The following is a 16,588-nucleotide window of genomic DNA, read 5'->3' on the forward strand; positions in this document are numbered from 1 at the left end:
TCTTCGAGTTCATCATTTAGGCCATTTTTGGACCTTGCCACGTCCAGTTGGCCATCTTCTTCAGGTTCATGGCAGCGAAAGTAAGCATCGCCTGCATCGACAATTTTTTAAGTCCCCTTAACGTTGTCCAACGCATGCCATGCTTTTCTTTTCCATCTGCGAATACACGCTCAATGGTTTCTTTACGTTTGGCATAAATCTCTTTCACCTCTGCGTGATAGCGAAGATGGTCTGCCTCTTCTACGTATTCCTGCCAAATATGACGCGTCACCACTTTCTGGTGGTCTTTACTCTCCGTACATCTGGCTAAAAATGGGCATGTCGCACAAATCTGTTTTGGCGATTTGTACTCCCGATATCCTTCTTTATTCGTTGTCGAGTAGGCCAAGATCTCACCTGCCGGGCAAAGATAACAGTCAAAGTATTCGTCATACACATAGTCATGTTTTCGGAAAAAACCTTTTTTCGTACGTGGTCGTGTGTATGGCAAGGCAGGGGTCATCCCCTGTTCCAATAAGTAACGGGTAATCGCAGGAGTTTTGTACGCGGCATCTGCGGCGACCGCTTCAGGCTTTCCGACTCTCTCTATGACCTTTCCGACCAATGGCTCTAAAATCTGACTATCATGTGTGTTGCCAGGTGTGACCATGGTGCCAAGCACAAAACCGTTACGATCCGCGGCTGCGTGAAAAGAATAGGCGAACTGCTTCGTCCGTTCATCCTTCACATAGTAACCACTCTCTGGATCGGTGGTGCTTTCTTTGATTTCTTTCTTCTCTTCCTTCTCAAACTTGTCCGGAGGAAATGTTTTTTTTCCGTGATCTTCCCGGTCCTGGTTAATCTCTTCTTGAAGGCGTTCCTGATACGCGCGTGTCTCTTTGCGAACGACTTTCTTTTCAAATTTGCGTTTGTTCGCACTCGCTTTAACATGGGTCGAATCCACGAAAACGTGCTCGGCACTGATTAGCTTTTTCTCGGCAGCTTCCTTTAAGATGCGATAGAAAATCTGTTCAAACAGATCGGTATCTTTAAAACGGCGTTCATAGTTTTTTCCGAACGTAGAGAAATGAGGCACTTTATCGTGAAAACCATACCCAAGGAACCAGCGATAGGCCATATTGGTTTCCACTTGTTCAATCGTTTGGCGCATGGACCGGATTCCAAACGTGTATTGAAGGAAGGTCAATTTAATTAAGATGACAGGATCAATACTGGGACGACCGATTTCTGAATACATGTCCTTCACCAAGTCATAGATGAACGAAAAATCAAGTGCTGCCTCTATTTTACGAACCAAGTGGCTGGCCGGTACCAATTGATTTAACGTAATCATTTCTAATTGATCTCGTTGAATGGGATTATGTTTCGAAAGCATGTCAATCACCTCAAGTTATGTAGTACTTCCATTGTAAAATAAAAAAGACTGTAGGCAAACTGGATTTCTTCCAGTTTGTCTACAGTCTGAGAGCCTTCCTAATAGGGAAGGCTCTTTTGAAATTTCAGCATCTAGCAAATAAAAGCGGCTCCAACAATAATTAATAAAATGAACAAGACAACAATTAACACAAATGTATTTGTCCCGCAGCCAAATCCGTAACCGTACCCAGAGTATCCATACATGCTGTTTTCATCCTTTCATATCACGATATACGGCATTTTATGCGGGCCAAGTCCCAAATGGTTTGTGCAAACGCCTATTTCATGTAAGGAAATAATGAAATACAGTATGCACCTGCTCATATTTTTTAAACGTCAGCTTTTCGTAAAACTGAGTTGCACCGTCAGTGCTTGCAGCAACTAAGTAGGCTGCTTCCATTCCTAGTGATTTGGCGATGGACAGCATTTCTTTCACTAAGATACTGCCGTAGCCCTTCCTTTGAAACTGATCTAAAATTGCCACTTCTTCGATTTTAGCCGTTTTCTCTTGATGATCGATAAACAGCTCGCCGCACCCAATGGGAACTTTCTGTGCCTGGTCGCTGTAACAAACAACAAGAATGATTATACCTGCTTCATAGAAAGGATATTTTCTTTTTAATTTTTGTTCAGCTATTGCTTCTCCAATATAAATGGAATCGTAAATTTTCATAATAGAAGATCCGTCGCTAAGACTTTTCGCCGTCCCCCATGCGGTTAAAGGATGTCCCATCTGCCCCTTCCAGTCACTAAGCTTCATGTCATATAGTAGCTCATCCTCGACGACAAAACCGCTTTTTACAAGCGACTGCTTCAAACCGAGCGGAAAAACATGCTGCGGCGACGCTTTTAAATGGAGATAATTCGCATCAAGCAGCTTTGGTACGGAGGGTAAAAAGTTAAGTAACCGCTCCAATGGAAACGTATCATGAAGCTGAACAAAGTTATGAGAAAAAATTTGCGGAAGCTGCGGATCTCTGTATACGCTGTAATGATCAAACGATGCCGATTCAGACGTTAACAATATATATTGATGTTCCGTTTTTGAATAATGTCCTGTCATGAACGTCTCCTTTTTATGACCTATACCTTTACTCTGTTGCAATATTCAATTTCTTTATAATCTCATCGTACACCGGATAAAACGGCTTTCCAATTGGAAATTGCTGAATATTTCGGAAAGAAGCGGAGATTGGCTTCTGATGTAAAAAAAACTTCCTTGCTACTTGTTCACTAATCGGGTGAAAGACGCCGTTTAGAAACAAAAACGGCTCGCGTTCGATGAAAAACACCCGTCGGCCAGGCGGATTTTTGATCAATTCAGATCGTTTCCACGTAATCGGCGGCCCTTCCGGAAGCGTCTCCATCTCTTCTTTTCCAATTGTCACTATGTCTTTTCTTTGAAATTGATAAAATTGAAACGCATACTGGTCCACAATTCGCCTTTTTTTTCCGGCTTCGATATAAAATATTGCAGGATGATTAGCTTCCTTTACTAAAATATAATTCGGAATGTTTAAAATTTTGCCAATCCTATATTGGAATAAATATGGGTCTGGAACAGCGACAGTCCAATTTAGATACAAAAAACCCCACTTTTCTCCAACAGGATGCCTTACACCCTGATCAAAAAAATACACATATTGATCTGAACCTTTTACAAAAGAGCCGTCAATCAAATCGGCGGGCAGAAACCGATATGCATTTTGAAATGAATCTGGGGTTTTATAGGTTGTGTCTAATACTTCATTTATCGGCAGAAATGGGGTAAAGTTGTTGAGTCTCGCCCAAAAAATTGCGTCGCCATGATTCCAATGCTTCATATCATCATCCCAGTAGCCTCCAAATTTATGGTGGATGAGATTAAGTAACGAACGGCGATGCATAACTGAGCAATGATCAACTTGAAATGCGGCCTGATCAAGCACTGCATTGGCATTTCTGTAGAAATATGAGATTTCCTCTCCCCTTTCGTTTACATGTACAACTTTTTGTTTTGAATAGACCGCCTGCGCTTCAGGTTTATGTGAAAACTCTTGCACCATACGGCTCAGCCGCTCAGGATGATAAACAGTGTCGTCAGTAAGATAGGAAATGTAATCGCCGTCTGCAAATGGGAGCGCACTGTTAATTAATGTGGCATAACGGGCTGTTTTTAATCGATCTGCAGGATGCACGAAACTGTTATGATATTGAATGCGCCGGTCATGGAGATACTTGTGAATCACCGCAGTTGTTTCTGCATTCGATTGATCATCCATGATAAAAAGCTCCCAAAGATCATGCGTTTGCTGTATCACGCTTTCGATCGCTTTTTGCAAATAATCGGGTTTGTTGTAACTTGTTAAAATAATAGACACTTTCTCTCCCATCTATACCGCCTCCCTCCGTCAAACATAAAAACGGCTCCGCAGCAAGCAGAGCCTCTGTCATCATTTAAAAAGCACCCCAGCTTACAACACTTGAGAGTGAAACATGAGATCTCGTGTTATTTAACGGGTTTTGGAAAATAACCAAATCAGTCAGAACTTCTTTTACGATGACATTTTGAAGTGTATCTCCGTTAATCAAATTGACTTTTGAAACCGGTACGCCCAGCTCTTTTGCAAAAACAAGCTGGCGTCTGAGGTCAGATGGATTTCCTTCAGAAGACGATTGACGTATAAGCAGAATCAGCAAAAGCAAAATAAAATGCAGTTCATCTTGGTTTTCTTCTCGATCCACTTGTTTCTCTAAATCCAAATCATCCCTCTCCCTTATCCTTATCTCTGTTTCACAATATGTGCGACTCCGATTTATGGTATAGGCTATGTCCACTCCATTAAAAAATCAGCATTTTCCTTAAATAGATGAAAATTAGATCAGGTACGGCGTTCGACTCATACCAAATAACAGCCGGAAGAATATGATTAACGTGAGTTCACTATCGAATAGGAGGTGTGTGTAATGAGCTCTGAAAATGCACAGTTAAAAAAGGATTTAATTAAAGCCGTTTTAAGCCCTTTATTTCCAACTGCAACAGAAGGAGGAGAAAACATGGATAGTAACCTTAAAGACTTGCTTGAAGCTGCCATCGATCAAAGAGTAGATGAAAGTGAGACGGTTACGGCAGAATCTCTTTTAGACCCTTCCCTTCCGGCAAGATGGATTTTTGCCAGAGTTACGCCAGGCACGACAATCAGCATTGTGACTGATTCAGGTGACATGATCGGACCGGTTGTTTTCGTTGCTTTCGATCAAGTTCACGGTATCGTCTTTGTAACACAGGAAAGCTCCGTCACTCCGGCAGGCCAAGCTACAACATTAATTGATGTAGACAAAGTAGAAAGCGTTACGTTCTTTTCATAACATCCGATGAAAGTCTTGTATATCCAGTCGGGATACGGAGGAATATACAGTTATTTTGATCGCTGGGCTGAAGAATGTTTTCAGAACACTCATACAGAGTATATGATTGCAGATAAACCTGAAGCAGAATCTTTGATGAAGATCGAAGCGTTTCAGCCGGACTTCACACTTATGATGGTTGGAGACCGCGTTCCTCACGACTGGCTGACCTGGTTAAAGGGTAAGGATATCCCCGTGTATGTTTGGCTGACCGAAGACCCATTTTATATGGATATCAGCCTTCAGGTAATTAAGCTTGCTGACGCCATATTAACGATAGAACAAAATGCAGCTCTCTACTATCAAGAGCTCGGCTACCAGAACGTCTATTATGTTCCGATACCAGTTAACCATCGGCTGTTTAAAAAAATGGGCACCGAACATTCCTATCATTCAAATCTGTTAATCATCGGCTATCCTTACCCTAATCGGGTTCAGCTTATGAAAGAAGCGGTCCATCTGCCATTCACGGTTCGGGTAATCGGCAAGGAATGGGGAAAATATCTGCCTAAAAAAGTGCTCAAACAGCCGCATATTGATGTCGTCAGCACATGGGTTCCACCCGAACAGGCCGTTCATTATTATAATGGGGCAGACATCGTAATTAATGCGCATCGTCCCTATCATTTTGCTTTCAACCAAAATACTATGCACATCAAAAATGCCAGTTTTAATAACCGAACGTTTGATATCGCTGCATGCGAAGCATTTCAATTAACAGATTTACCCGCGGCGCATCCTTTTTCATCCTTTATTTCTTATCACGGCATGAACGACTTTAAGGAAAAAGCCGCTTTCTATATCAACCACCCTGAAGAACGGCAAAAAGCTGCAGCAGCTAATTATAAAGAGATCGTACCCGCATTTACGTTTGATGAGCTTCCTGCAAAACTAAAAGCGATTCATCTGGCGCTCTCATGAAAAATCGTTCATTGCTATGAACGATTTTTTTATTCATAGAAAAAAGCAGCCGCACAAGCTGCTTTCTTTTCTAGCCGTCAGAACGGTCTTTCAGCTTCCTCGGGTTCACCTGTTTATGAAGATCAGGCATTTCGCCGAGATGCTGTGCAATTTGTTCCCACGATACAATTTTGAAATTTTGATTGACGGCTTGTCCGTTATCGATATTTTCGCCATCCTGCGCCACAAAAATCCCGTACGGATATTTTGGGCCAAGTCCGAAACCGAGAACATCAATACCATCCGTGTCACTAGTACCGTCTATCTTCTCGCCATCTGTAATCTCAAAGTTGGCTACATAGCGATTTTTCCCCTGCCGTTCATACATTGCATAGCTGTTATTTCCTTGACTTGAAGCCATGAGATATCCTTTGCCATTTGGTGCATAATAGATTGTCAGTCCTTCAATATCAGCTGTCAAATGATCTCCTGTCGCACGGTCAACTACCTGCCCCTTTGATCCTCCGCCAGGCTCAGCGTTAAATTTCCAGATGGCCTCATCTTCCTCTGCTATGTATAGGTTTCCGTACTCATCATCCGCAACAAGGCCTTCGGTCTGAGTATTCAACTTAAATTCACGCACCTTTTTCCCTGTTACATAACCCTTTCCACCATCAACAATTTCATACTGCTCAAATTCCCCTTGTTTGCCTGTCACTAATGCGTAAAATGCTCCTGTTTTCTGGCTGTGATACAAGCTGAATCCATAAACCTCAGAAATATTGGTGGAAATAGGATGTTTCGGATCTGTAATGCTTTTCAATTTTCCTTTATCCCCGTCTATTGCATATACTTCAATTGTATTTTTTCCTTCGGACCGGTTGGATGCGGCAGCAATATCAATTTTTTCGCCGTTCAATGGAAAATCATAGCGCAGATCGACATTATTGAGCTTGCCAAACTCATAAGAATGAAGCTGTTTTCCGTCTAAATCATACACGACGAGCCCTGACTTCTTATTTGTCGTAATCAACTTGCTTTTTTCCGGGTGTTTTTCATGAACCCAAATGGCCGGGTCATCTGCTGCGTCATCGCCAGATGCGACCGGATCTGTCTCCGTGTGTGCAGTCACTTTGAAATGATGTTCCTCATTCACATAATGAGCCGACACCGATGTTGCTGTCAGGCTAAGCAATAAACCCGCGGCAGTGCTTAGCAGCATTGTTTTTGAAACCTTCATTTGGTACCCTCCTCTTTTATCACTATCACTACTATTGTAAAATATATACAGGTGATTACCGTGAGGAAAATGAACCTTTTTTTATAGGGTTTCTGACTCATAAACAACTTTTCCCCAAAGAGGTACGTGAGATGGACTTTGTCAGGTTTGCTTTTGCGGAGCGAAATAAAAATATGTTGAATATTTAGTACATTGTTTATTTAGTTTCGTTGTTCCTTAGTTACGTCCGTTTTTCCATTTTCTATTAAAAAAGAACACTTTGTGACATGATCATTCCCCTAAATTTTGTTTTATTGGTTGCTTTCATTAATTCGATTACAAAGTTGAACATATGATGCATGGTAGAGAAACGAGAGTTGGAGGATAAGCCATGCCTAAACAGCAAACAGCAGAACTAAAACCATTTTTCCATAACAAAACAGTTTTAGTCACTGGCGGAACGGGTTCAATCGGGAGTCAAATTGTCAAACGCCTTTTGCTGCTTACACCTAAACAGGTGATTGTATTCAGCAAAGACGACAGTAAACAGTATGTCATGAGCCAAAAGTATGCGGAGGATAAGCGGCTATTATTTGTACTCGGAGATGTACGCGATCACAGAAGGGTGAATCAGGTGATGAAAGGCGTCGATATCGTCTTTCACGCGGCTGCGCTGAAACAGGTTCCGACATGTGAGGACCATCCATTTGAAGCGATCCAGACCAATCTCATCGGCGGACAAAATGTGGTGGAAGCTGCCCTTTCACACCGAGTGCAGCATGTCATTAATATCAGTACAGATAAAGCTGTATCTCCTGTGAACACAATGGGTGCCACCAAGCTATTATCTGAAAAGCTGTTTCATCAAGCAAACCGCCACGTCCAAAACAAAGGAACCTTGTTTTGTTCGGTCCGCTTTGGAAATGTTCTCGGTTCCAGAGGTTCGGTCATCCCCATATTATTTGAACAGATGATGGAGGGTGAACCTCTGACCATCACAGACAAAAACATGACCAGATTTTTCATGTCAATAGACGATGCAGCTACATTGACATTACAATCAGCTGCTATTACAAAAGGCGGAGAAACCTTTATTTTCAAAATGGAATCACTGAAACTTGAAGAACTGATTCATGGGTTTGAAGAATATGCATCGCAGCACGGGCTCCCGCGGCCGGCTGCAGTAGAAGTGGGCAAGCGTCCAGGTGAAAAGCTTCACGAAGAATTAACATCTCCACATGAAATTGAATCACTGTATGAATGGGGCAACCTTTATGCGATCCTTCCAGAGCCGGAAAAACATCCTGACTTTCGCAAAGTCAATCTGCCTGGGTATCAATCAGATCAAGCCCCGCTCATTACGAAAGAAAGGATTGCTCAGATTATTGAAGAATTGCATCAAGAGAAAAAGGCATAAAAACAAGCCTGTCTATCCATTAGGCAGGCCTGTTTTTAACACTTTATTTATTAAAGAGATGCAGATAGCTTTCGTATCCTTCTTCTTTCAGCTTATGCTTCGGAACAAACCGCAGCGCTGCTGAATTTATGCAGTAACGAAGTCCGTTTGGCCCCGGTCCGTCATTAAATACGTGGCCAAGATGAGAATCAGCAGTTCGGCTTCTTACTTCTGTGCGAATCATGCCGTGGCTCGTGTCCAGTTTTTCTTCCACTTCTTCTTCTTCAATCGGCTTTGTAAAGCTTGGCCAGCCGCAGTGGGAATCAAATTTATCCTTGGATGTAAACAATGGCTTGCCTGACACAATGTCTACATACAACCCTTCTTCCTTATGATCCCAATATTCATTTTGAAATGGCGGCTCCGTGCCGTTATTTTGCGTTACTTCATATTGCATGCGATTTAATGACTTCAATTTTTCTTCTTTATTGTACGCCATTTATTTAGCCCCCCAATGCTCGCTGATAAATCCCGCTCGTCCGGAACCTGTCCGGTAGCGCTGATAATGTGCTGGATTCTTTTTATAAAAATGCTGATGGTAGCCTTCCGCTTCATAGAAAGATTCAGCTTTTAAAATGTCCGTTACAATCGGATCTTTAAAGATGCCGCTTTCAGCCAGACGTTGCTTGGAAGCTTCCGCAAGCTCCTTTTGTTTATCATTATGATAAAAAATGGCTGCGCGATAGGAACTGCCGCGATCAGCAAATTGCCCCCCGGCATCTGTCGGATCGATTTGCTGCCAAAATAATTCAAGCAGTTTTTCATAAGGGAATACATCAGGATTAAACGTGATTTGAACGGCTTCACGATGTCCCGTCGTTTCACTGCACACCTCTTCATACGTAGGGTTTTCAGTATGGCCGCCTGTATACCCGGACACCACTTTTTCAATTCCCGGCTGTTCGTCAAAAGGTTTAACCATACACCAAAAACAGCCTCCTGCAAATGTGGCGATTTCTTTTTTTTCAGACATACTGGTGCCTCCTTTGTTAATACGTGGTATTATTATATTATAGCATGTAAAAATAGAATGAAAATGATTCTGCTTTTCAATAAAATCTATAGGTTTTAAGCAATATGCTTATGTAATGGAGGTTCACAAATTTGAAAGTAAGAACACAGATGATGTACGATATGGAAACTTTACTCCGTAAAGTCTTTAAACAAATACGCAATGAAATCAATGAAATTTTAGATAAAGAGCTGTCGCGGAATGAATTCACCATTCTTCGGATTCTCAGTGAACAAGGGCCTAAAAAAGTCACTGAATTTGCGCCTATTTTAGAGGTATCGGCAAGCCACATTACGGCTGTGACCGATGCGCTGGTAGAAAAGGAATGGATTACGAGAATCAGATCGAAGGAAGACAGACGCATCATCCGCATTCATATCACTGAAGCGGGCGAAAAAGTCCTTCAGCACTTTAACGAGAAAAAAACGGAATATTTCTTTAAACGCTTTGACTGCTACACTGATGCTGAACTTGCCACGTTAATCGAGCTCTTCAGCAAACTTGATAAAAAACGGTGAAAAAAAGCACATACCGATATATAGGTATGTGCTTTTCGCAGTGCTTCACTTATTTTTCAGTAAACAGCTTCATTGCTTTCCAGCGGCCATATCTATAATACAAAAATGCCGCGCAGCTGCTAAATAAAAAACTCATTCCGATTCCAAGCCCGATTCCTTTTTGTCCAAGCCAAGCTGAAAATAGAGCTGTGAAAGGATATCTCAACACCCAAAACGAGATCAAGTTTAATACCAGAACCTGCAGCATCGCTCCCGCGGCCCTGACGATTCCGTTCAGCACAAAATTAATCCCAATAAAAGGGTAGAAAAACGCGATCCACTTCAAATATTGTTCACCAAATGCGACCGCATCGGGCTCACTGATAAATAACCTTATGAGATATTTACCAAATACCCAAATCATAACCGCAATCACCAGCATGCAGGAAATAACAGCCATCACACCCAGCCTTGCAATTGTTCCCACTCTTTTTTCGTTTCCGATTCCAATATTTTGCCCTGCCATACTATTGACGGCCGTACCGGCAGCCATTGCTGGAAGCGTGATGATGCTATCAAGCCGCTGCACCGCGCCAAAGCCTGATACCACGTGATCTCCGTATGAGTTGACAACACTCATAATCGCCATCATACCGCCTGTAATCACCATCATCTGCAGACCTGCCGGAATCCCGAGTTTCAAAATCAGCGCGGACTCTTCCCACTTGGGCATTCTCGGAATCGAGAATGGCACAAGCTTGTGTTTGATGACATAAAACAACCCATACAAAAACGCAATGCCCTGTGACAAAATCGTTGAATAAGCCGCTCCCGCTATTCCCATGCGGAACACAGAAATAAAGAGCGGCGCAAGCACTGTATTCAGTACAACAGCAAACGCAATAAACCGGAGAGGTGTCTTGCTGTCACCCAGCGCACGAAGCACAGTACTGATAAAGTTATAACCAAACAAAAATAAAATGCCGATAAATTGAATCTGTAAATACGTCTCAGCAAGCGGAATCATTGACTCCGGCGTTTTTAGAAGACGCAGCAAAAGCTCTGAGAGAAAAAAACCGGCAACGCCGAATCCGATGCTTAGGCCTGTTAATAAAACAACAAAAGCGTTAATATACGACGCCATTCCTTTTACATCATCTTTTCCTTTTTGCTGAGATAAAATGGTTAACGTCGCATTGTTAAGGCCCAAAATAAAAGACAGCATGGTCAAAACAATCGTGCTTGATACCGCGGCTGCTCCAAGGGCCTTTGCCCCCAGTAAATTGCCGATCCACAAGCTGTCTATAAATTGAAAGGAAACCTGCAATGCGTTTCCGAGCATAATAGGCATTGAAAACAGTACAAGCTGTTTCAGCACGTTCCCCTGTGTAAAATCGTATGCTTTCATCTTTTCTCCTTGTGTTCTCAAATTTTCTTCGGACCGCACGAAAAAAGAGACGTTGTTTCATGTCTCTTTTTTCATGACTTATCGGTTTTTTTTCGGTCTCGCATACCGAATGTAAACACCATCACACTTAGGAACAAGGCACAATAGGAAACATTCAAATACATTTGATCCATGTCTTCAGCAGTCAGATGATGATAAGCAAGCCAGCCGAAGTACAGGGAAAATGTAAAGGATAATAAACTGAAATACTGGTAAATCCGTTTCATTTTCAGTCACCTCTATTGTTTAGGATGGTAATAGGAAAACTCAATTTCATCTTTTTCTAAATTTATCTTATCCGCTTTGACATACATTCCATTCGTTAAAGGCATTTCTGACAAACGCACTTCAATGCTTTTATCTCCGGGGTGAACATGGACAAATGACGGCAATTCATAAAAGCTGTCCATATAATTTAACACAAAGCTAATTGGTATACTCAATTTCCCTAACGAAAATTTCGTGACATTCAGCTCTACATCACCGTTTTTTTTCACGGTCGGTTCAAAAGCGATAAACGCATCAATAGACGTGGAAAATGCCTTGATTTTCCCTGCGACATGAACATCATCATCAATCTCTACTTTATAATCAAGCTTGTTTGATGCTTTGTCGTTTAAATATGAGTTAACAAACGCAGCTAATGATTCTTTTGTGCTTGTCACTTGAAATCCATACTCGCTCTCAGATGAATCCTTCACCTGAGCCTGTTCCCCCGGGAGCAAAACAAGTGCCACAAACCCGGCGGCGAGGATAAAATTAATTGCAAGCAATATAAAAAACAGTCGCTTCCACTTATTCATGCTGTCACCCTACTCTTTCGGTAATCCTTCTTTTTTAATGGCTTGATAGACGCGCTTTGCGATAAGAGAATAACCCGTACCATTAGGATGAAAATCATCTTCCTCAGAAATTCGGTTGCTGTCACTTTTTTGATTGAACAAATCTTCGATATGAACGATTTTTGCATGTTTATCTTTTTTCAGCTCTTTTTCAGCAATATGGTTCCAATCCGTGACGACACCATTTATTTCATTTAGTTCTGATAATGTAAACGTAAACGGATTGTACATGCTGACATAAACCAGCTCAGCGTGATCATTCAGCTCGCGAATTTCAGAAATGATTTTTTCAAAGCGCTTTTCGTACGGTTTTTCCGCTTCCTGAAACGGTTCAACGGTTAATTGCAGAAAGTTTTGGCGAAGGATTTTCATCAAATCATTACCGCCAATTGTAAAAAAGACATAATCTGCGTCCTTTATGCCTTTTTGAACCTTTTTATCTTTTAGTTTTTCTAATAAATCATCCGAACGGTTCCCTTTTACGGCATAATTTTTCACGTCGACCGTTTTGACTTGTTTATCTGACCGGATAGAATCCACCACCTTGCCGACATATCCCTTTCCGTCGGGATCTCCGATTCCTTCTGTCAGCGAATCTCCGACAGCCGCTATGACAATGTGTTCTTTTGTTTTCGTTTCATGGGCTTTTTGTTTTCCCTCAGATGATGTACGTATGCTCGTACACGCAGTAAGAAGCAAAATCAAACTGGCCATGATTGAAAAAATGCGCAGCTTCAATCTTGTTGCTCCTTCCCATTCTACTAGTGGAAAGTGTATCATGTTTTAGAAGATTTGCAAATGCCTAGTCTTCTAACTTACTTGAGTGCGCCTGCTGATTTTACATCGGCGATAATTTCATCGTACGGTGTATTTTCCACTCCATTATAATCTTTCAGCACCTTGCCGTTCGGGCCTACTAACCAAAAAGAAGATTGATGAATCACTTGGTCCTCTCCCTCCGGCTTCTTTACGATCGCTTTAAAGCTCTTAAGTGCGAACTCCTCAATCTCACTCTGGCTGTATCCAGTGAGAAAATCCCAGTTATCAAAAGATAATGGATAATTTGCGGCAAATTTCTTCAGCTGTTTCGGCTTATCGTTTTCTGGATCAACACTAAATGATATGATGCGGACATCTATATTTTCAGCTTTCAGTTTTTTTTGCAGATCGGTCATATGAGCGGTCATTGGCGGACATATAGTTTCACAATTGGTAAAAATAAAATCCGCCAGCCATACTTCTCCTTTTAAACTCTCTAAAGAAACGTTCTTGCCGTCTTGGTTTTGAAATGTAAAAGGCTCCACCTCGTAATTGAGCGGATTTTTAATCTGCTGTCCTCCGCATGCACACAAAAACAGAAAAAACAGCCCAGCCGTTAACCCCTTGATAACCTTCATGACATCCACCCTTTCCAGCCAGCATAAAAACGCTTTCTAAAACCGTCCTTACTGTCCCGTGTTTGTATTCGATACTGAGCAAAAAAAATCCTGCATGCCTCCCATTAACGATTACAAAGGAGGGCATGCAGGTAAAAAACGGCATGTTACGCGTTGTGCTTTAACACCTCTTGATGAAATACAGCCTGATAATCTGCCCACTTCATCCGGCGCTTCATATAATGTCGGAAAGAATACACTTTTGCCCTGCTGTTTGATGAAAACACTTCTTTTAAGTAGAATTGCAAATGGTGATGTAACATAAAGAAATAGTGCTCATCTTCCTTTAATACAGGTATTTCTGTCACTTTCACCTGAATCCCGTCACCGCGTTTGAACTCTAGGCTTTTGAGTAACAAGCTATCAATCCTCTTTTTTGTTTTTCTACTATTATATATGATGCCAGCCGGGCTGTCTGTCATTTTGCGCGGTTGTGTAAAAAAATTAGATTAGCAAATGGAACAAGTCCTCATCCTTGTTCACCTCTACATAATGAAACGGTTTTTTGTTCATCCGTTCAATCAGCGGCCCATAATCGGCTTTGTTCTGCAGCTCGATGCCGACAAGAGCAGGTCCGTTGCTTTTATTATTTTTCTTCGTATATTCAAACCTTGTAATGTCATCATTCGGTCCGAGGACTTCGTCAAGAAATTCGCGGAGCGCCCCCGCTCTTTGCGGAAAGTTGACGATAAAATAATGCTGAAGACCTTCAAAAATTAAGGAACGCTCCTTCATTTCCTGCATTCTTCCGATATCGTTATTGCCCCCGCTTACCACACACACCACGTTTTTCCCTTTAATTTCATCCTTGTACAAATCAAGCGCTGCGACAGAAAGAGCTCCAGCCGGTTCAGCAACAACCGCACATTCGTTATATAATTCAAGAATGGATGTACATACTTTTCCTTCAGGCACAAGGAGAATGTCATCAACGACAGTTTCCAGCGTCCGGAAGGTTTCTTCGCCAATTTTTTTAACAGCCGCACCATCTACAAACTTATCAATTTTATCAAGTGTGACGACATGCCCAGCTTTGTTTGATTCAAAGTAGGATGCCGCTCCCGCCGGCTCAACAGCAATTACCTTTGTATCAGGAGACACGTTTTTCAAATATGTACCTACCCCAGAGAGAAGGCCGCCGCCTCCGACACTTGCAAAAAGAAAATGCGGTTCTGTATCAATGTCGTTTAAAATCTCAACTGCGAGCGTTCCCTGTCCGGCCATCACATCCGGATCATCGAACGGATGGATAAACGTCCGAGATTCCGCCTCACAGCATTCAGCAGCGCTTTTATACGCGTCGTCAAACGTATCGCCTGTCAAAATAATATCGATAAATCCTTTTCCGAATAGTTCAACTTGAGATACTTTTTGTCTCGGTGTAGTAGACGGCATAAAAATTTTTCCGTGAATGCCAAGATGTTTACACGAAAATGCCACACCTTGAGCGTGGTTTCCGGCACTTGCACACACAACTCCGTTCTCTGTCTGCTCGCTGGAAAGCTGTTTCATTTTATGATAAGCCCCTCTGAGCTTAAAAGATCTGACAACTTGCAAGTCTTCGCGTTTTAAATAGATATTGCATTCATATCTCTCAGAAAGTCTGTCATTCCTCTGCAAAGGTGTGTGAATGACAACGTCCTTTACGTTTTGGTGAGCCTTCAAAATGTCTTTCACTTGGATGAGAGAGTTTTCTTTAAGCAACGGTTTCATGTACAGATTCCTTTCTTGTTTTAAATCCCTATTTAATATGCCATTATAACATGAATATTCAAAAAATAAGACAATTATTTTTATTTAATATTTAAAAAAATACAGACTATGTCCACCACATCTTGTGGTAACTTCTGTTCAACCATTATCCTGCAGAGCCAAGAAAAAAGATGATCGTAAAATAAAGGGTGTTTTCAACCAAAAGGCATGATATAATGAAACCAATTAGAACCAAAAGGAGCCAATTGATGAATAGTGCACCAAAACTCAATACATTTCAACATCTAATCGGAGAACATCAAACTTTTCTGGAAGCGAAGCGAATCGCCAAGCAGTTCTCGTTATCGGAGCTTCCTGTCTTAATAACAGGAAAAATCGGAACAGGCAAAAATCACTTCGCACATGCCATACACTTGGAATCTTCGAGATACAATGAACCGTTTATAAGCGTCAATTGCAGCACCCATTCGGAAGAAACCCTTATTCATGAGCTTTTTGGCCCTAACGGAAACACAGGTGTTTTTCAAAAAGCGGTACGAGGAACCCTTTTTCTTGATGATGTATGGCGCATGCCTGCTTCTGTACAAGCTCAGCTGTTAAAAGCGCTTGATTCAGACACGGAGAAACCGCGAATGATCTGTGCTTCTGCAGACCGATCCGTGGAACATACATTCAGGCAAGACTTATTCTACAGACTGAACATTTTAACGCTCACACTGCCCGAATTATCGGAACGAAAAAGCGATATTCCGCTTTTGACACAGCATTTTCTCTCAAATTCCGGTCAGCAATTGTTAATCGATCCCTCCGTTTTTCCCGTGCTTGAGAAGCATGCATTTGAAGGCAATGTCAGGGAATTAAAAAACGCTGCAGATTATATGGCGGCAGTATCAAGCGGAGGAACGATTCAGTCATATGACCTGCCGCCATATATTAGAGGCGCGATAGACGGAAAAACGTCGAAGAAAAAAGCGAAGCTGCTGACTTTAATGGAAAAAGCTGAGTTTTTGTTTATTTTGGAAACAATAAAAGTATTGAACGAAAAAGGAGAACCTGCCAGCAGACGGATCATTTCTGAACACAGCAAAAATACCCCAACCTCGTTAACTCCTCAGCAGGTCAGAAGCCGTCTCGACTATTTGGAGAAAAAAGATTATGTCACCAAAAGCCGCGGACGCGCAGGCACAAAAATTACCCTTGAGGGCTTGAGCTTTATAGAGACGTTAAAAAATCAAATGATCTAGCGATCGAAAGGAGAATGTA

General features: G+C 41.8%; 20 protein-coding genes. 5 read left to right on the forward strand and 15 right to left on the reverse strand.

The annotated features are described in order from the left end of the window. Positions 1-16: 16 nt before the first annotated feature. From NSQ09_RS16670 to cgeC, 5 genes are all read right to left on the reverse strand, one after another. Entirely contained in the window at positions 17-1,375 is a 1,359-nt protein-coding gene (locus NSQ09_RS16670; RefSeq protein WP_041339714.1) for an IS1182 family transposase, read from the reverse strand. Between the two features lie 131 nt (positions 1,376-1,506). Then, a complete protein-coding gene (yoyG, locus tag NSQ09_RS16675) occupies positions 1,507-1,620 on the reverse strand; it encodes a YhzE/YjcZ family sporulation protein YoyG (protein ID WP_003218179.1) in 114 nt (37 codons plus the stop codon). Between the two features lie 79 nt (positions 1,621-1,699). Then, complete coding sequence (gene cgeE, locus NSQ09_RS16680; RefSeq protein WP_326383258.1) at positions 1,700-2,479, reverse strand: spore maturation N-acetyltransferase CgeE; 780 nt, start codon at positions 2,477-2,479, stop codon at positions 1,700-1,702. Positions 2,480-2,507: 28 nt separating this feature from the next. Continuing rightward, entirely contained in the window at positions 2,508-3,788 is a 1,281-nt protein-coding gene (cgeD, locus tag NSQ09_RS16685) for a spore maturation glycosyltransferase CgeD (protein WP_341032116.1), read from the reverse strand. Between the two features lie 64 nt (positions 3,789-3,852). After that, positions 3,853-4,158 (reverse strand): spore maturation protein CgeC, encoded by a 306-nt coding sequence (gene cgeC, locus NSQ09_RS16690; protein WP_014477111.1) that lies wholly within the window; start codon positions 4,156-4,158, stop codon positions 3,853-3,855. 204 nt (positions 4,159-4,362) lie between these two features. On the opposite strand from cgeC, the gene cgeA reads away from it, so the two are divergent. Both cgeA and cgeB read left to right on the forward strand, forming a co-directional pair. After that, entirely contained in the window at positions 4,363-4,764 is a 402-nt protein-coding gene (cgeA, locus tag NSQ09_RS16695; protein WP_017697128.1) for a spore crust protein CgeA, read from the forward strand. 6 nt (positions 4,765-4,770) lie between these two features. Beyond that, positions 4,771-5,724, forward strand: a complete 954-nt coding sequence (gene cgeB / locus NSQ09_RS16700) for a spore maturation protein CgeB (protein WP_042976310.1) — start codon at positions 4,771-4,773, stop codon at positions 5,722-5,724. Positions 5,725-5,794: 70 nt separating this feature from the next. Here the strand turns inward: cgeB and NSQ09_RS16705 are convergent, their stop codons facing one another. Further along, the gene (locus NSQ09_RS16705) at positions 5,795-6,943 is read right to left on the reverse strand and encodes a phytase (RefSeq protein WP_024572012.1); all 1,149 of its coding nucleotides are present in this window, start codon (positions 6,941-6,943) and stop codon (positions 5,795-5,797) included. 370 nt (positions 6,944-7,313) lie between these two features. On the opposite strand from NSQ09_RS16705, the gene NSQ09_RS16710 reads away from it, so the two are divergent. Next, positions 7,314-8,339, forward strand: coding sequence for an SDR family NAD(P)-dependent oxidoreductase (locus tag NSQ09_RS16710; RefSeq protein WP_014477115.1), 1,026 nt, complete (start codon positions 7,314-7,316; stop codon positions 8,337-8,339). Positions 8,340-8,382: 43 nt separating this feature from the next. Here NSQ09_RS16710 and msrB read toward each other — a convergent pair whose 3' ends face one another. Next, positions 8,383-8,817 (reverse strand): peptide-methionine (R)-S-oxide reductase MsrB, encoded by a 435-nt coding sequence (gene msrB, locus NSQ09_RS16715; RefSeq protein ID WP_024572009.1) that lies wholly within the window; start codon positions 8,815-8,817, stop codon positions 8,383-8,385. Then, positions 8,818-9,351 carry a peptide-methionine (S)-S-oxide reductase MsrA gene (msrA, locus tag NSQ09_RS16720; RefSeq protein ID WP_041336395.1) on the reverse strand — a complete coding sequence of 178 codons (534 nt, stop codon included), beginning with the start codon at positions 9,349-9,351 and terminating at the stop codon, positions 8,818-8,820. 131 nt (positions 9,352-9,482) lie between these two features. Here msrA and NSQ09_RS16725 point away from each other — a divergent pair, with 131 nt between their 5' ends. After that, positions 9,483-9,908 carry a MarR family transcriptional regulator gene (locus tag NSQ09_RS16725; protein WP_004398634.1) on the forward strand — a complete coding sequence of 142 codons (426 nt, stop codon included), beginning with the start codon at positions 9,483-9,485 and terminating at the stop codon, positions 9,906-9,908. Between the two features lie 49 nt (positions 9,909-9,957). Here NSQ09_RS16725 and NSQ09_RS16730 read toward each other — a convergent pair whose 3' ends face one another. The 7 genes from NSQ09_RS16730 to ilvA form a co-directional block, all read right to left on the reverse strand. Next, positions 9,958-11,295 (reverse strand): MATE family efflux transporter, encoded by a 1,338-nt coding sequence (locus tag NSQ09_RS16730; RefSeq protein WP_129093371.1) that lies wholly within the window; start codon positions 11,293-11,295, stop codon positions 9,958-9,960. Between the two features lie 71 nt (positions 11,296-11,366). Next, positions 11,367-11,561, reverse strand: a complete 195-nt coding sequence (gene ypmT, locus NSQ09_RS16735; protein ID WP_017696912.1) for a protein YpmT — start codon at positions 11,559-11,561, stop codon at positions 11,367-11,369. 12 nt (positions 11,562-11,573) lie between these two features. Beyond that, positions 11,574-12,137: a YpmS family protein gene (locus tag NSQ09_RS16740; RefSeq protein WP_015251867.1), complete on the reverse strand. Its 564-nt coding sequence runs from the start codon at positions 12,135-12,137 to the stop codon at positions 11,574-11,576. Between the two features lie 9 nt (positions 12,138-12,146). Continuing rightward, positions 12,147-12,914, reverse strand: a complete 768-nt coding sequence (locus NSQ09_RS16745; RefSeq protein WP_041336393.1) for an SGNH/GDSL hydrolase family protein — start codon at positions 12,912-12,914, stop codon at positions 12,147-12,149. A gap of 77 nt (positions 12,915-12,991) precedes the next feature. Further along, the gene (scuA, locus tag NSQ09_RS16750) at positions 12,992-13,573 is read right to left on the reverse strand and encodes a cytochrome c oxidase assembly accessory protein ScuA (RefSeq protein ID WP_017696914.1); all 582 of its coding nucleotides are present in this window, start codon (positions 13,571-13,573) and stop codon (positions 12,992-12,994) included. Positions 13,574-13,719: 146 nt separating this feature from the next. Then, positions 13,720-13,971 (reverse strand): YpmP family protein, encoded by a 252-nt coding sequence (locus NSQ09_RS16755; protein ID WP_004399020.1) that lies wholly within the window; start codon positions 13,969-13,971, stop codon positions 13,720-13,722. An 85-nt stretch (positions 13,972-14,056) separates the two neighbouring features. Further along, positions 14,057-15,325: a threonine ammonia-lyase IlvA gene (gene ilvA / locus NSQ09_RS16760; protein ID WP_014480067.1), complete on the reverse strand. Its 1,269-nt coding sequence runs from the start codon at positions 15,323-15,325 to the stop codon at positions 14,057-14,059. A gap of 248 nt (positions 15,326-15,573) precedes the next feature. Between ilvA and NSQ09_RS16765 the strand changes: the two genes are divergently transcribed. Beyond that, positions 15,574-16,569, forward strand: coding sequence for a sigma-54-dependent transcriptional regulator (locus tag NSQ09_RS16765; protein WP_341032126.1), 996 nt, complete (start codon positions 15,574-15,576; stop codon positions 16,567-16,569). Positions 16,570-16,588 lie beyond the last annotated feature (19 nt).

The sequence above is a fragment of the Bacillus sp. FSL W8-1202 genome (assembly GCF_038006165.1).
GTDB lineage: Bacteria > Bacillota > Bacilli > Bacillales > Bacillaceae > Bacillus > Bacillus subtilis.

Coding starts and splice junctions, on each gene's coding strand:
- NSQ09_RS16670 (WP_041339714.1), bottom strand. CDS start 1,375: ATGCTTTCGAAACATAATCCCATTCAACGAGATCAATTAGAAATGATT.
- yoyG (WP_003218179.1), bottom strand. CDS start 1,620: ATGTATGGATACTCTGGGTACGGTTACGGATTTGGCTGCGGGACAAAT.
- cgeE (WP_326383258.1), bottom strand. CDS start 2,479: ATGACAGGACATTATTCAAAAACGGAACATCAATATATATTGTTAACG.
- cgeD (WP_341032116.1), bottom strand. CDS start 3,788: ATGGGAGAGAAAGTGTCTATTATTTTAACAAGTTACAACAAACCCGAT.
- cgeA (WP_017697128.1), top strand. CDS start 4,363: ATGAGCTCTGAAAATGCACAGTTAAAAAAGGATTTAATTAAAGCCGTT.
- cgeB (WP_042976310.1), top strand. CDS start 4,771: ATGAAAGTCTTGTATATCCAGTCGGGATACGGAGGAATATACAGTTAT.
- NSQ09_RS16705 (WP_024572012.1), bottom strand. CDS start 6,943: ATGAAGGTTTCAAAAACAATGCTGCTAAGCACTGCCGCGGGTTTATTG.
- NSQ09_RS16710 (WP_014477115.1), top strand. CDS start 7,314: ATGCCTAAACAGCAAACAGCAGAACTAAAACCATTTTTCCATAACAAA.
- msrB (WP_024572009.1), bottom strand. CDS start 8,817: ATGGCGTACAATAAAGAAGAAAAATTGAAGTCATTAAATCGCATGCAA.
- msrA (WP_041336395.1), bottom strand. CDS start 9,351: ATGTCTGAAAAAAAAGAAATCGCCACATTTGCAGGAGGCTGTTTTTGG.
- NSQ09_RS16730 (WP_129093371.1), bottom strand. CDS start 11,295: ATGAAAGCATACGATTTTACACAGGGGAACGTGCTGAAACAGCTTGTA.
- ypmT (WP_017696912.1), bottom strand. CDS start 11,561: ATGAAACGGATTTACCAGTATTTCAGTTTATTATCCTTTACATTTTCC.
- NSQ09_RS16740 (WP_015251867.1), bottom strand. CDS start 12,137: ATGAATAAGTGGAAGCGACTGTTTTTTATATTGCTTGCAATTAATTTT.
- scuA (WP_017696914.1), bottom strand. CDS start 13,573: ATGAAGGTTATCAAGGGGTTAACGGCTGGGCTGTTTTTTCTGTTTTTG.
- ilvA (WP_014480067.1), bottom strand. CDS start 15,325: ATGAAACCGTTGCTTAAAGAAAACTCTCTCATCCAAGTGAAAGACATT.
- NSQ09_RS16765 (WP_341032126.1), top strand. CDS start 15,574: ATGAATAGTGCACCAAAACTCAATACATTTCAACATCTAATCGGAGAA.